Below are 14,372 nucleotides of genomic sequence, written 5' to 3' on the forward strand. Positions count from 1 at the left end.
ATCTACATCCGTTCTGCAACAAATATTATTTAACTCTATTCTCGTGCGTTAATGATAATCAATATCATTAAAAGCCTCAATGTAAAACCACTGCGGCTGCGTCGATTGACACTGAAATCATTTTTTAGTATCGAAAAGCGCCAGCAACCCATCGGCAAGTGCACCTTGCCAGGCAAGATAATCATGTCCACTCACATACTCGCGGTAGTGAACGTCGTAACCCTTGGCCGCTAATAAATCGCGTAACTGACGCGAGGTTTCGATAATCCCCGGCGCGCCGTTGCGCGACGCCTCAAACAATCCTGCACTGACAAACAAACGCAGGGGTAATCGGGGTTGGTTGGCGATCAATTCCTGTATGAGGAGAGGAGCTTCACCATCACCGCCCTCCTTTATTTCGCCGGGTTCTCTCCACCAAAATGAGCCTGATAACGCCAAGACATTCCCGAAAACCTGCGGATAACGACTGGCGCTAGTGACGGATGCAAGACCGCCAAAACTTGAACCTGCCAGCGCCGTGCGTGCAGCAGGTATCTTTCCGCCCAGCATATGGCTTGCCCATGGATAAAGCTCCCGCGCCATAAATCGCGCGAACTCCCTATTATTGGGCAGTTCACGGGAGCGATCTGCGCTGCTGATATTGCTTACAAAAACAGCGGCGATAGGCGGCAAACGGCTGGCAGCACGGAGGTTATCGAGAATTCCCGGGGTAGGAACTAACGAGAGAAATTCTTTGCCATCGAATACAAATAACAGGATCGCATCGGGAGATACCGCTGAAAATCCGGGCGACCGATAGAGGGTTATGTCGCGTGTATTGCCCAGGATGTTGCTGGCAAATTGATAGGTTTTCAGCTCGCCCTTCGGATTATGGCGCGCCTCGCTCCAGGGTTGGGCGGGTGCATTTGGCAAGCTGATGGAAGACTCTTGTACGTAGCCATCCAATGGCTGTGCAGGCCAGGGGAAATGGTTCAACGGATCGGCTTTGGCCGTCAGCGCCAGGCTACGCCAGCGCCCGCCTGCCGACGCGGGCAGCTCCGGCACATCCACCGCAATTTTGTAAGAGAGCCGCGCTTCATCAGGTACGACAAAACTTTTGTACCAAATATCGGATTGCCCGAGGCGCTCCAGATCCTGGTGATCATTCGCCGGTGCACCGATCAACAACGCGCTCTTTTTCGCCCCGCGAACGAGAAATGTCATCACCTTGTGTCGGTCATCAAACGGCTCAACCAGCGGAGTTCCTTCAGCGCGAATCCGTTGCCAAAAATCTTCAGTGCTCTCGCCTCTCGCCACTTTTTTTGCGACCGATTCTATAGTGGGACTGAGATAAACAGTGGAATCCGGTTGTCGCGCTGCGCATGCAGAAATACCTATCAACGCGAGCAGATGCAGGATCGATAAAACGCGAAAACTACACAAGGAACTACACAGGGAACTAAAACGTGAAATCACTGACCATATCCTTTTGCAATCACACAGGCATCAGGCCGCGAGGGTCGCGCCACCATCCACTACTATGTCTTGCATAGTGATATGGCTAGCGAGATCGGAGGCGAGAAATATTACGGTGTTGGCAATCTCCTGCGCCGTCGCCACTTTCTTAAGTGGAATCCCCAATTTAAATTGCTCGGGTAAACCACGAATGGTCGGCGCGAATAACTCTGGGCCCTGCTCCACTGCTGCGCGTCCCAACATGGCGCGCAACATGGGAGTGTCGGTTGATCCGGGAGAAACCAGATTGCAACGCACACCGTATTCCGCCAACTCCAATGCTACACAATGGCTCAGGCTTACCAGCGCCGATTTGGATGCACAATAAGCCCCCATATTCGCGCGCGGCACATGGGCGGCATTGGAGGCAAGGTTAACAATGCTGCCTTTGCCTTGTGCTTTGAAATGGGGAATCAAACTGCGCAGCAGATAAAAAACACCGCTGACATTCACATCAAAACACGCTTGCCAATCCGCCAGAGACAAACCATCCACCGCTTGCGAATCCAATTTTCCTAAACGTAAAACACCGGCGGCATTCACAAGAATTTGCGGTACCATTCCGCCTTGCAGCAAACGGTTCGTAACGTCGGTAACTTGCGTGGAATTGGTGATATCCAACAACATCCGCTCATATTCAACGGGTTCGACAACCGCAGGAAATTGGCGATCCAACGCAACCAGCTGCGCGCCCAAGCGCTGAAAAGACTGGGCAATCGCCAACCCGATTCCCTGGGCGGCGCCGGTTACCCACACACATTTGCCCGCAAAGGGCTTTTCGCTTCCCAGCAAAAACGGAGTATTCACAGAAGCATTTTGCTGGATCATGCGGCTTGCTTCTTCTCGATCAAATTCCACCAGGCATTCAGCGATGGCTGCTCCGCCAGTTCCTCAAATCGCAGCTTTACCCCGAGCTTTTCCCACTGGGAAATCAGGCTCATCACCTGCACTGAATCCAGACCGTAATCCATCAGGTTGTCATCGGCATCGATTTCATTGGCACTGGTTTGCAGATACTGCGCCAATTGGCCGAGCAGCCAGTCACGAGTCAGGGATTCCTGTCCCAACAAAGTGGATTTGGTGATAACCGAACCGCAGCGACCTGCCACATAGGTGAGCGCCATGCGGTGTTCCTGTTCGCTGAAATCGGCCAGCGCATCGGCCACCATAAACGGTTGGATATCACGCATAAAGGCATCCAGCGCCGTCGTCATACACCCGATATGGGCGTAAACGCCGACGATAATTAATTGGTCGCGCTGCCACTCTTTCATCATCTGCTGCAGATGCGAGCGCTGGAATGCGCTGTAGCGCCACTTGACCAGAACAGTGTCGTCCTCATCCGGTGTCAGCGGCGCAACCACTGCTTTTAATACCGGATCAGCTGCTGTCAAACCCGGGCCCCACATATCATTTAACAAGGCGCGATCCTCCGCGCTTTGCTCGGCCGGCTGGGCGGTATAAACCACGGGAATTCCCGCGCTTTTTGCCCAATGCCGCAGTGCCGCGATAGTCGCGATCAACTGCGTTGCCAGGGGATTGTCAGCGCCATAAAAACGCAGGAAATACTCCTGCATATCGTGGATCAACAATACGGCGCGCTGCGGTTCAACGTGCCACTGAACGCGATTGACCGGCAGGTCGGCAACAGGTAATTGATAAGAGGGAATCGCTGGAATGGACATAAAAAGATACTCACACAATCGCTGCAGCGGCAGAAAAAATATCGGCAAGCTGCTGGCGTAATAAAGGTTTATTCGTCTTGCCTACCGCGGTGAGCGGCAAGCGTTCAAGGATGTGGAAACGATCCGGCAATTTGTATTCCGCAAGCCCCAAATTGCGCAGGTATTTCCGCAATTCCGGCAGACGCAGGGACGGATCGTTCACCACCAGGCAGGCGCAACTTTTTTCGCCCAGATGCTCATCTGCCACCGGGACCAGCGCCGCCTGGATAATGGCGGGATGAGTAAGCAGCAGGTTTTCAATTTCCTCTGCCGCAATTTTTTCTCCACCGCGGTTGATCTGGTCTTTTACCCGCCCGACCACACGCAAATAGCCATCGGCTGTTTGTTGCACCAGATCGCCGGAGCAATAAAAACCGTCGCTATCGATCACGCGTTCATTGTGCTCAGGCGATTGGAAATATCCGCGAAAGGTATAAGGACCACGAGTTAACAGCAGGCCAGTTTCGCCGGTCGGAACGGGATCACCCTGCTCGTCCACTACCCGGACTTCATCGGCCGGGCTCATAGGACTGCCTTGGGTGGTAAAGGTTTTTTCGTCGCTGTCGTTAAGGCGGGTGTAATTCACCAGCCCTTCCGCCATGCCGAATACTTGCTGCAATTGGCAACCCAATTCTATTGGCACGCGGCGAGCCTGGGCCTCGGCAAAATTAGCGCCGCCAACCTGCAACAGGCGCAGTGATTGCAATTGTTGCGTGCGTTCGGGCGCCGCTTGCAACCAGAGACCGACAGCCGAAGGAACAAGCGACGTCATGGTGACGTGATGACGTTCAATTAACTCAAAGCAACGAATCGGTTCCGGATCAAGCGCGAGCACCACAACACCGCCCGCATAAAACACCCCGAGAGCACCGGGCGAACTTAATGGAAAATTATGTCCTGCCGGCAGCGCGCAGAGATAACGGGTAGCGGGAGATAACGCGCACATTTCCGTACTGCGGCGAATGCTGTAATAGTAATCGTTGTGGGTGCGCGGAATCAGTTTTGGTGTACCGGTGCTACCGCCGGAGAGCTGGAAAAAAGCCACCTGATCGGCAGGCGATGGCGCGAATGTCTCTGCTGCGGTTAGCGATTCAATCGCTTCACTGAACAGCAGATCCTGCAAATTTTCAGCATAGATCGACTCGCCCAACAGCAGCACCAGATCCACAGGATTTACCGCCGATTTCAACTCAGAGACAAACTGCTCATCGGTAAATAATTTATGGTTGGCCGAGCCAATTACCAGATAAGGTTGTAATTGATTTGCATAGGCAAGCAACTCCAGACGCTGGTGGCTATACAAGGCATTTACCGGAGCAACGCCCATTTTGAGCAATGCCCAAAACACCAGATAAAACTCGGCAACATTCGGCAATTGCACTAACGCCCTATCACCTGCGCGCAAACCGCGATCAGAAAAAGCCAACGCCAAACGGGTAGACAAACGATCCACATCGGCATAACTGAATTGACGGTCGCCGCAAATCAGCGCCGGTGCATCGGGGTTAGCCTGTAGCTGACGCTGCACAATGTCGGTTAACGGCAGATCCAGCCAATAACCTTGTCCACGATAGTGATTGGCCAATCCTTGCGGCCAAGGTGTGAAAGGAATCATTCCGTCACCTCCGCTACCGCTTCCTTGCGGGCCTGAACTCCCTTGTGTACATCTACTTTTGTGTTAGCCGCGACCGGCGTGCTGATATCCACTCCCAGGGCATTCAACATGGTTTGCAATTTGGCCTGGGTTTCTGCCCATTCGGATTCAGGGCAAGACTCTTCAACAATCCCCGCTCCGGCAAACAGGCGGATGCGATTTTGCTCGATAACACCGCAGCGAATCGTGACCACCCATTCCCCATTGCCTTCTGAATCGCACCAACCGACCATGCCAGTGAACATATCCCGCTCAAAGGACTCCACCAAATTGATCAACTTGCGCGCTTGTTTGGTGGGGAAACCGCACACCGCCGGTGTGGGGTGCAAGCGGGTGGCAACCTGCAATGCGGTCAACGATGGATCGACCAACTCGCCTTTAATGCTGGTCGCCAGGTGCCACATGGCGCGCGTGCTCATCAGTGAGGGCGCGGCCGGAACATCCAGCGTTTTACACAAAGGCGCGAGCTGCTGGCGGATGTCGTCAATTACCAGGCTATGCTCGTAGGCGTCCTTGCCTGATTGCAGCAGCGTCTCACTTACCTTGCGATCCTGCTCGGGATCTGACTGGCGTTTCGCTGAGCCTGCCAATGGATAGGAATACACTTGCGCGCCCTGTTTGCGCAGCAGTAACTCCGGGCTGGCACCAATCAATTCAGCACCCGATTCCAGCGGTAGGCGAAACTGGTACGCCGAGGGATTTTGCGCAACCAGGCGCGCAAAGATCGCATCGGTATCCAGCGGCGCTGCCAGCTCAACTTCCAGCACCCGCGACAACACCGCCTTGCGGATATCGCTCAATTGGAAATTGGCAATCGCCTGCTGCACCGATTGTTTAAAGCGCAGATCACCCGGTAAGCTCTGCAAACCCACCACTTCCAATTGTCCGGGCTGCCCTGCTACGCCTACTGGCAAACCTTCCAGCTCACGTGAGAAAACCTCGTAAGACCGGGGAATTGCCAAACAGCAGGGTTTGCTGACATCAAAAGGAATCGCACCAATAACAATGGGATTAGCGATACCGCAAGCGCGGGCACGGTTCATCGCATCGCGCAGCTGCTGATGAAAACGCTCATCGCCCGGATTGTTGCTACCAGCCTGATGGAGAGCGGGATTGATGGGTTGCACAATCCGCTCAAAAATACCTTTGGCGCGAATCGAGCAATGGGAAGACATAAATAAAAACTGCGCTTGTTCCAGCGACGGATCATGAAAGGCGGCTCCCTTGCCTGCTAGCGGACTATTCATTTCATTCTCCTATTAAATGAGATGCCAACCGGTTAATACGATTCCAACGCTGGTTATCCAATGGATAAACCAGTGAATTACTTTAAATCAAATACAATATCAAATGATAACAATTATCAAATAAACATTATAGAGAATAATTAACAAAAGCAAACAAATCCCGAATAAATACAACAACTTGTCGCCAAATTCATTGAGCAGTCAGAAAGGCTGCGCTGAACAGCCATAGAGGCTCAAAGACAGGAAAAATACAGGAGGAAAACGCGCCCTTCCCTGGGCGCATTACTGACGATAAAACCGAGCAGATTAGAAATTGTAAGTCGCACTCAGGTAATAATTGCGACCTAATTCCTGGCTGATAAAGTTCGCGCTCTCTTCGGTTAAGTCGACATCAGTAAGGTTTTTAACCCCGAACCGGATCACTGTTGAAGAAGTCACATCGTAAGCGGCGGTCCAATCCAAACGGGTATAGGCCGGCAAATCGTTACCTTCGTATAGTTGCTTGCCGGTGTAATGCGCCCCCAGGCCGGTGGTGAAGCTATCGGTGACCTGCCAGTTCAGGCTCAGGTTACCCAAGGATTCCGGGCGACTTTCCAGGTCAGTTTTCACACCCGCTTCATTAATGTATTCCGTATCCAACGCAGTAATGTTCGCGCTCACGCTGAAGCTTGAAAAGAGATCGAAACCAGCATCCAACTCCACACCGGTTGTTTTTGCTTTGGCGATATTTTCCCAACGGCGCGATGGACCAGCCGGATCGTAAACGGCGATGATCATGTCATCCACGTCGTTATCGAATATCACCAGGCTCAGGTTCCAGGTAGTTTTATTTACCTCAATACCGATTTCGTAGTTAGTGCTGGATTCCGGCTTGAGGTCAGGGTTACCCGAGAGATAACAACTACCGCCGCAACTGATCACGCGGTATTCCTCACTCATCTGGTAAGCGTCGGGTGCTTTGAAAGCCTCGCTCACACCGCCTTTCAAGACCACATCATCGACCAATTTATAAGTTACATAAGCCTTGGGCGAAAAATGGTCGCCGAAGACTTCATGGTCATCCAAACGGCCGCCGAGGGTAACGTTAAACTTATCGGTTATCGCGATTTCATCCTGCGCGAACACAGCAACATCATTGGTCTCTACCTTACCGGTATCGAGATAAGACACGGCGTCCTCGATCAATTGATTGCGCAGATCGATACCGGCAGTCAGCGCATGGCGACCCAACTCACCGGTTCCGTAAACCTTGGCATAGGTGTTTTTTTCCTCCACGCGACGCTGCTGCGGATCGTTATAGGAAGAGTTGAAATCGTCGATCTTGCTGTTTTCCTGCTGGATAAACGCGACTGTATTAAAGCCATCCCACTCGGCTTTATGCGTAAAACCGTAGGTGTAACGGGTGATTTCCTGTTCGCGGTAGCTGAAGGATTCAAAATCCCACGCCGGATAATAAGCGTAGCTGTACAAGCCTTTCGGACGCTCGTCATTCATGTAGGTAACGTCGAGGTCAAGCGATTGGGTATCGCTGATTTTGAAGCTGGTAGTCGTGACCAGGCTGGCGGTTTTCTTCTCTTCCAGACCGGGAACTTCTTTCGGGTCAGCCGCTGAATTGCGGAACCATGCATCGCGGTCGGTAAACTCGCCGCTTACTGATAATCCCACCGCATCCGATACCGCTCCTGTTGCCGAAGCACTTACGCGTTTTTGATCACCGTCTTCACCCGCATCAATACCGCGATACTCCGCGGTTACCGCACCCACCCAATCCTCAGTCGGCTTTTTGGTAATGATGTTAACCACGCCGCCCATCGCATCGGAACCGTAGAGCGCCGCCATTGGGCCACGCACAATTTCAACGCGCTCGATACTGCCCAAGGGGATTGAACTGAAATCGAAATCGCCACCGCGCCACAAAGCACCCGACGAAGACACACGCTTACCGTTCACCAAAATCAGGGTGTAACGCCCGCCCATACCGCGAATCTGGATCTGGTCACGGCCGGTGCTGTCGGTCTGGTTGGTTACACCGACCGTTTCACGCAGCAAATCGGGAAGGCTATTAACCGGCGCCTTGCTGATATCCTCAGCAGTAACAACACTGGTAAACGCGGGGGAAGTCGCACTGTCACGTGCCGTCAAACTGGCGGTAACGACCACTTCTTTTACGGGAGCACCATCTTGTGCGTATGCCCAAGCGGGCACTAGGGTACAACTCGCCGCTGCCATTGCAGCAAGCACATTCTTGTGTAACATCAAACTTCTCCTGGTTATGACCTTTAGTAACTTTTGCAAATGATAATTATTACTATTTATATTAGCAAACGTTAATAAATCTTTACAAGAGAAAAGTTGAACGACAGCGTATCCATCCTGATTGCGTGCTATCTCCCACAGATCGATAGGCAGCCAGAGGCAGGAAAACAGCACGTATTATTTGCGCGGGTGCATTCCACCGATCAGCATTCCCAATCGTGCGTCTAATCCTGTCACATCGGCGGTGCGAATATGGAATGTATTTTCAAGTAACTCCTTGATTTCATTAACGGAAAACAATTGTTTCTTTTCTGCTTCAGCGGTCATGGGATAAAAAGAATACTGCGTATCGTGCAGCACATGCCGCCCGTCCTTCCCGGCTCGGGCCGCGACCAGGCTGGTGACGAAATGGGAGCTGGGATGACGCGACACATACCAGTTATAAACCTCATAGTCCGCTGGATAGTGTGCAGTTAAGTCGAATGTGTACAACACCTTCCATTGTTCCTTGATCTTTGCCTCCAGGTGATAAAGCTCGCTTGCGTGTGTCAGACGATATTGTCCATGCGGTGTCGTCTGGATGTCATCCATGACAAACCGTATGGGTACAGTCAAAGACATCCCGCCGAAACCGGTGTCGGCAATCCATCGTTCACCATCGGCGTCTACCAGCAACAGCATATGGCTGCGCGGAGTCACGACCTCATCCGGTACATTTAATCGCACTCGTGCAGCAAGGCCGCGGGTACTGAAACCGATCCGCTCCAATACATACTGAAAGAAGGTATTTTGTTCATAACAAAAGCCGCCACGTTTCAAGCGGGTAAACTTTTCTAGCAAAGAAGGAATATCAAGTCGCACCTCCGCTCCAGTAAAAGGAGACAGGTTTTCAAAAGGAATGGATTGCGTATGCTGGAAGTGCAGATGGTATAGCGCGTCGAAAGTGGGCGCGAGGACGCCACCATACTGAATATGATCCAGGTAAGCTGCAATAATTTTCATTTGGCGGACTCCTGATAAAAAGTTGTTTGACGTGCGCTATTCAAATGCCATGGAAGAATTATGTCGAGTTTAATTTTTTTATTACATCTTTCATCAAATGCAAATTCGATTAGATGTTATTTCTCTCATCTTGCGCTCTCCCTATTGAATGTGGCGGACTTTTTTTTATAAATTCTTGTCTCCCTTAATATGTTGAAACGCACAGGTTTGCAACTGCCGAAGGCGCATGCAGCTGGCTACGCGTGACTGTCGAGTTTGCCGCTGTCCACCATGATGCGTCCTTCGGCATCGTACGCGAACAATTGCGCTTCAACAGCCTGTTTTCATGGTAATCGTATTCCACAAACGAGGCCGCATTCGCCGCACTTTGCTCGCGCCGCAACTCGCCGAAATCGGTAAAGGTGTTGTTGTAGACACGCGATGCCAACACCTTGTTGTCATCCACCGTTTGTACCGTGAGTTTCGTTACACGGTCCACGGTGTAGTCGGCGTTACTGATGTTGTTATAAGACCCAGTTTTATTTCCCCGTGCAGCGGCTAAGCGCTAATAACACAGCCGAACCTAACTCACCACTCGAAGCATTTTCAGATACCGTAACATAACTAGACTCATTCAATCCTTTGCCGCTCCAAGCTTCCAGCTTTTCATGATGTGTGGGTATTATTGAAATAACACCTTCTTTACACTGAACTTGACAGTGCTTCATTTTCTTAAATAAAACCTGACGTGACTCATAGTTATATTTATTCATCAATACCGCTACCCATTCTTCATAGCGGGCATTAACCGATGCAACATCAAAAAAGTCCTTCAAATCATCAACTTCTAACATGCGACTCGCAGATAAAGACTTAAACAAAGCATCACCAATTTCTTCTGATGATGCTTCAATAGGAAGAAGGAGAACCTTGCCTTTTGGGTCACTTGCAACCATTCTCAAACCAGAACATGTTTCTATGCAAATAAGCTTTTCATTTACATAAATTGACGCCCATTTTTTTGGAATTAAATTAACCACTTTTTACCTCACTGAAGTTACAACTACTTCAACATTTTTAGATGCGCCATACTCAATAGCACGTTGAATTTGATCCCATTGAAGTGAATTGGTTTTCAAGGGGACTGCAACTTGAAATAACAGTATGCCAGCTAGCGGAAATCCAATGAAGTTTTCTGCCTGGGATGGCGCATTGGCAGGAATTTATTTTTCGCCGTATTAAAATTAAACGATTATACAAAGAAAAAACGGACATATACTGTCCGGGATTTTCTTCGCATCGATAATGGAAAATCGACATTTCTCGCCTGCGATTCTTAAAAAGTGAACAAGAAATTCAATTTTTTTACAGATTATTAAAGAACGCAGCCGGATGTTTACACATTTTTTTATAAAAATGTGGCTAAAAATAACGGCTTAACGTTGTGTAGACACTGGACAGAACACTTTTCAGCAAAAATCAGGCTTGAAAATGTCTCACTCAGTGCTGTGGACATTCGGACAGTACACTGAAACAAAATTTTTGTTAGTTATTACTCAATGATTAACTCAAATGACTCTGCCAATATATCCCAATCAACCCATGACATAGGCTTCTCTAGCACCCCTTCAAATAGGTACATTCGACAAGCGCCAACCTCATCAGAAATAGGAGGCAAGTCATCTACCGTATACTCATCTTTAAATCCTTCTGGATTTTTAGGATTTCCAATGTATTCAGTCAAACTTCTTTTAGACTTTGCTACACCTCGAAATATTAATTTACCGCTGAGCAATTGAACTCCATCGGCCATTAATGGATGGTCCATCATAGGAAGCAAACCTTGAACTGGAATGCTTATCGTTCTTCCATTTACCTCTGGCGTACCAAAACGAGCCTCAGTGAAATGGAGATTGTTAAAATTTTCAGAAATTCGTCTCATAGTTATTACAGCTTCTCAAGAATTGTGCTTTGTACTTTCCAATTCGGAATCTTAATTCCATCCGTAGTACGGAAAATACTGTTTTCAAACTGAGGCAATAATGGTCCAGGTTCACGGACTACACGAAGCCCTAAATTTTCCAGTACATTTGTGCTCGGTAATATTGCGGTTGAATTTCGAGATGTAGCATTAATAATGAGTTGACCTCCGGGCTTTAGCGCATCTGCTGCTCCAGGAAGCCATGCCTCACTCGTCAAACCTTTAATATATGGGTTGCTCGCAATAACTTGATCCGCAACTCCTGACTTTATGGGTAATTGCAAAGCAGATGCTCGAATACCTTGTTCCGCAACAATATCAATATTTATTGCACCGGGGATTTGAGATGCTCTTCCGCCAAAAAGATCAATGATTACTGGGTTAGCCGCGCTGTTTGTAGCCACCGACTCCACACCCCGAGCCCGCGATACTAACAACATACTGCTCGCTATTGCCAAGTCATCGGTTATGCCTAACAGCCCAACACCTGAGACTGGCGGGAGTGTATCAATTCCACTCCAGTGTGCAAACTCACCAATCGCGGAGAGACCCTGTGGTACCAGGTTCACCACCGTTGCCATCAGGTTGTGTGCAAGATTGAATGCATTGCCTGGATTGAGAATGTTATTAGTGTCATAACCCCTCAAGGTTACCCACGAGCGATCTGCCATCCAGCGATCACCGGAATCAAATAGACTGCCGACACGGTCCCACAAACTGGGCGGGGTAACTTGGCTGGCAGCATACTCGGTATAGCTGTTGACCAAAGCTTGTTGCGCGGATGAAAACACGATCGGGATTTCAGAATTGTTGCGCTCGCGCAACAATTCATAACCACGCATGAGTCCATAGTTGCTGGCATCGGCAATCGTCCTCGCCAAATCAAACTGGCAATGGAAAATCGACATTTCTCGCCTGCGATTCTTAAAAAGTGAACAAGAAATTCAATTTTTTTACAGATTATTAAAGAACGCAGCCGGATGTTTACACATTTTTTTATAAAAATGTGGCTAAAAATAACGGCTTAACGTTGTGTGGACACTGGACAGAACATCGCACGGATAATGAAGCGGTGTTTACATCACGTTTATTTCGATTCGGGTTGTCGCTTTTAAATATTAACCATCAGCGCACTGAGGTTTGTTGTCCATGGATGAATGGAAAGATTGAACGATTTTTCGGAACACTAAAAAGGAAACTTGAACTGTATTCCATTGTGTCCGCAGAAACACTTGCAAATGATTTGGCTACTTATCGATTCTGGTACAACCATGTTCGCACTCATCAATATTTAAACGGACAAACCCCGGCTGAAACCTGGAGTGGAAAAAAACCAAACACCAGAGGAGAGGTTATTGAATTTTCAGCGTGGGATGGTGCTCTTAACGGACTTTACTTTGCACCACCCTGATTACAACGCGGTGAATACCATACAAAAACTAATACACGGAAAATTGTCCGGGGTTTTGCTCATCTCCATATAATGAAAACAGACATTTTCTGCCTGTTATCCATCGAATAGCAGGCAGAAAATTGAAAATAACTACACACTATTAAAGAGCAAAGCCTGATCTTTACACTTTTTCAGCAAAAATCAGGCTTGAAAATGTCTCACTCAGTGCTGTGGACATTCGGACAGTACAACATTCGGACAGTACATTAATTGAACTCTTCAGTTAAAGCATTATTAATCCCAAACCCCTTTAAAATACTCAATGCACGCTCAGAAATAACAAGACGTAAATCATTTGCAATGCCAAAATCATCTCGACCTGCAATTCCATTAATTTGCAACCATTCAAACGTCGGTAATTCTCGACTTGGATATAATTGGTAAAACTCGCTTGATGCAGAAACCTCTACTTCAGCAAATTTAATCCCCGTCAAGAAACACGATCTGACTTCATCACAAACAGATTTTGTCGCTATCACACATGGAAAGCACTCAAGTAAAGAATCACCAAGCCATCCTTCAAACTCATAATGAAGCCTATGAACATGTGGCGGATGAGAACTCGTGTCCATCAACGTGTTGGCACCAAATCCGCCAGCAACTTCGGGCTCTATATAAAAAAACATAACCTTCTCTCTTATTTAGGAGGAGTAAAGTGATTACCAAGTTTAGCATCTAATTCTGCAGCTTTTTGTAAAAGCATATCTTTAGTTGGGTTTGAGTTTTGACGATAAAACTGATTCCATTCTCTTCGAATCTGACTAAGATGCAAATCTGCGTTTAATTCTTTTGGAATACCGCGCAAATTATCCAAAGAGTGAATCTCAATTTCATTCATTACGCCAGGATAACGTTTAAGAACTTGTTGTTCGACGGCGTGATGAACAACCACTTTACCTTGAAGCTCAGGATATGCAGTAAAGAATGTAGAACGATAATCAGTTGATAATGATCGTTGCCAATTAAATTTTGATAGATCACCAACAGCACCAATTTGATTAGAAAGAGTAAATCCACCACGAGAGCCAACAAATACATTCTCCGTCAAAAACGACGCCGTCGATGTAGCTCCGTTTAAGGTGCCTCTACCTACACTACTGAATGATGACCTTACCGCACTTGAGCCAGGGCCAAGGAATGAAAGAACCGCTTCAGGTGCCGCACTAAATAAGGCTCCAGCCACTGCACTTTCACCCAAAAGGTTATATCCAAAATCACCCGATGTAGTCTCTAAATAATGCAGGCCATTTGCTACAGGCGCTAATAATGAACCCACATTGGACAGATAACGCTGCCCTGTTGCACTTCTAGGTGAGTAAGTAAAACTATTACGCACGCCATCCATGACAGCAAGACTTGCGTTTGTATCTCCCCATGTTAACAACTGAGTTGCAAGGCCAGTTATGCCGCCTGCTACAGTACCAATCATGCCAGAGCCAATCGCAAGGAGTGTTTCGACCTCACCTATTTTGCTGTCCAGGTAGCTAAACCCAGAGGAGCTTGATGAATAATTGGTATGTAACAGAGCATTGACTGCAAACCTGTTACTCAGGTCATCAAGCATTGCATAACCCTGGTTTAT

General features: G+C 48.5%; 15 protein-coding genes. 1 reads left to right on the top strand and 14 read right to left on the bottom strand.

Annotated elements, in window-relative coordinates:
* Positions 1–117 precede the first annotated feature (117 nt).
* The 12 genes from AC1RJL_RS18950 to AC1RJL_RS19005 all read right to left on the bottom strand — a co-directional run bounded on the left by AC1RJL_RS18950 (position 118) and on the right by AC1RJL_RS19005 (position 12,245).
* Entirely contained in the window at positions 118–1,455 is a 1,338-nt protein-coding gene (locus AC1RJL_RS18950) for an alpha/beta hydrolase-fold protein (protein WP_492916943.1), read from the bottom strand.
* Between the two features lie 30 nt (positions 1,456–1,485).
* Entirely contained in the window at positions 1,486–2,322 is an 837-nt protein-coding gene (dhbA, locus tag AC1RJL_RS18955; protein WP_492916945.1) for a 2,3-dihydro-2,3-dihydroxybenzoate dehydrogenase, read from the bottom strand.
* Positions 2,319–3,179 carry an isochorismatase gene (locus tag AC1RJL_RS18960; protein WP_492916947.1) on the bottom strand — a complete coding sequence of 287 codons (861 nt, stop codon included), beginning with the start codon at positions 3,177–3,179 and terminating at the stop codon, positions 2,319–2,321. Before AC1RJL_RS18960 ends, dhbA begins: the two co-directional genes overlap by 4 nt.
* A gap of 10 nt (positions 3,180–3,189) precedes the next feature.
* Positions 3,190–4,833, bottom strand: coding sequence for a (2,3-dihydroxybenzoyl)adenylate synthase (locus tag AC1RJL_RS18965; protein ID WP_492916949.1), 1,644 nt, complete (start codon positions 4,831–4,833; stop codon positions 3,190–3,192).
* Positions 4,830–6,119, bottom strand: a complete 1,290-nt coding sequence (locus AC1RJL_RS18970; protein ID WP_492916951.1) for an isochorismate synthase — start codon at positions 6,117–6,119, stop codon at positions 4,830–4,832. Before AC1RJL_RS18970 ends, AC1RJL_RS18965 begins: the two co-directional genes overlap by 4 nt.
* A gap of 306 nt (positions 6,120–6,425) precedes the next feature.
* Positions 6,426–8,375, bottom strand: coding sequence for a TonB-dependent receptor plug domain-containing protein (locus AC1RJL_RS18975; protein WP_492916953.1), 1,950 nt, complete (start codon positions 8,373–8,375; stop codon positions 6,426–6,428).
* A 177-nt stretch (positions 8,376–8,552) separates the two neighbouring features.
* Positions 8,553–9,377, bottom strand: a complete 825-nt coding sequence (locus AC1RJL_RS18980) for an arylamine N-acetyltransferase family protein (RefSeq protein WP_492916955.1) — start codon at positions 9,375–9,377, stop codon at positions 8,553–8,555.
* 184 nt (positions 9,378–9,561) lie between these two features.
* On the bottom strand, positions 9,562–9,855 hold the full coding sequence (locus tag AC1RJL_RS18985; RefSeq protein WP_492916957.1) for a hypothetical protein: 294 nt from the start codon (positions 9,853–9,855) through the stop codon (positions 9,562–9,564).
* A gap of 40 nt (positions 9,856–9,895) precedes the next feature.
* The gene (locus tag AC1RJL_RS18990) at positions 9,896–10,396 is read right to left on the bottom strand and encodes a contact-dependent growth inhibition system immunity protein (RefSeq protein WP_492916959.1); all 501 of its coding nucleotides are present in this window, start codon (positions 10,394–10,396) and stop codon (positions 9,896–9,898) included.
* Positions 10,397–10,399: 3 nt separating this feature from the next.
* On the bottom strand, positions 10,400–10,579 hold the full coding sequence (locus tag AC1RJL_RS18995; RefSeq protein ID WP_492916977.1) for an endonuclease toxin domain-containing protein: 180 nt from the start codon (positions 10,577–10,579) through the stop codon (positions 10,400–10,402).
* Between the two features lie 329 nt (positions 10,580–10,908).
* Positions 10,909–11,298 carry a hypothetical protein gene (locus AC1RJL_RS19000; protein ID WP_492916961.1) on the bottom strand — a complete coding sequence of 130 codons (390 nt, stop codon included), beginning with the start codon at positions 11,296–11,298 and terminating at the stop codon, positions 10,909–10,911.
* Between the two features lie 5 nt (positions 11,299–11,303).
* Positions 11,304–12,245 carry a hypothetical protein gene (locus AC1RJL_RS19005; RefSeq protein ID WP_492916963.1) on the bottom strand — a complete coding sequence of 314 codons (942 nt, stop codon included), beginning with the start codon at positions 12,243–12,245 and terminating at the stop codon, positions 11,304–11,306.
* A 98-nt stretch (positions 12,246–12,343) separates the two neighbouring features.
* Here AC1RJL_RS19005 and AC1RJL_RS19010 point away from each other — a divergent pair, with 98 nt between their 5' ends.
* Positions 12,344–12,748, top strand: coding sequence for an integrase core domain-containing protein (locus AC1RJL_RS19010; protein WP_492916965.1), 405 nt, complete (start codon positions 12,344–12,346; stop codon positions 12,746–12,748).
* A 248-nt stretch (positions 12,749–12,996) separates the two neighbouring features.
* On the opposite strand, the gene AC1RJL_RS19015 is transcribed toward AC1RJL_RS19010, so the two are convergent.
* Positions 12,997–13,416 carry a hypothetical protein gene (locus AC1RJL_RS19015; protein ID WP_492916967.1) on the bottom strand — a complete coding sequence of 140 codons (420 nt, stop codon included), beginning with the start codon at positions 13,414–13,416 and terminating at the stop codon, positions 12,997–12,999.
* Between the two features lie 11 nt (positions 13,417–13,427).
* Positions 13,428–14,372, bottom strand: a 945-nt coding sequence (locus AC1RJL_RS19020) for a hypothetical protein (RefSeq protein WP_492916969.1), incomplete at its 5' end; no start/stop codon positions are given.

This window comes from Cellvibrio sp. GW822-FHT04B05, assembly GCF_058800985.1.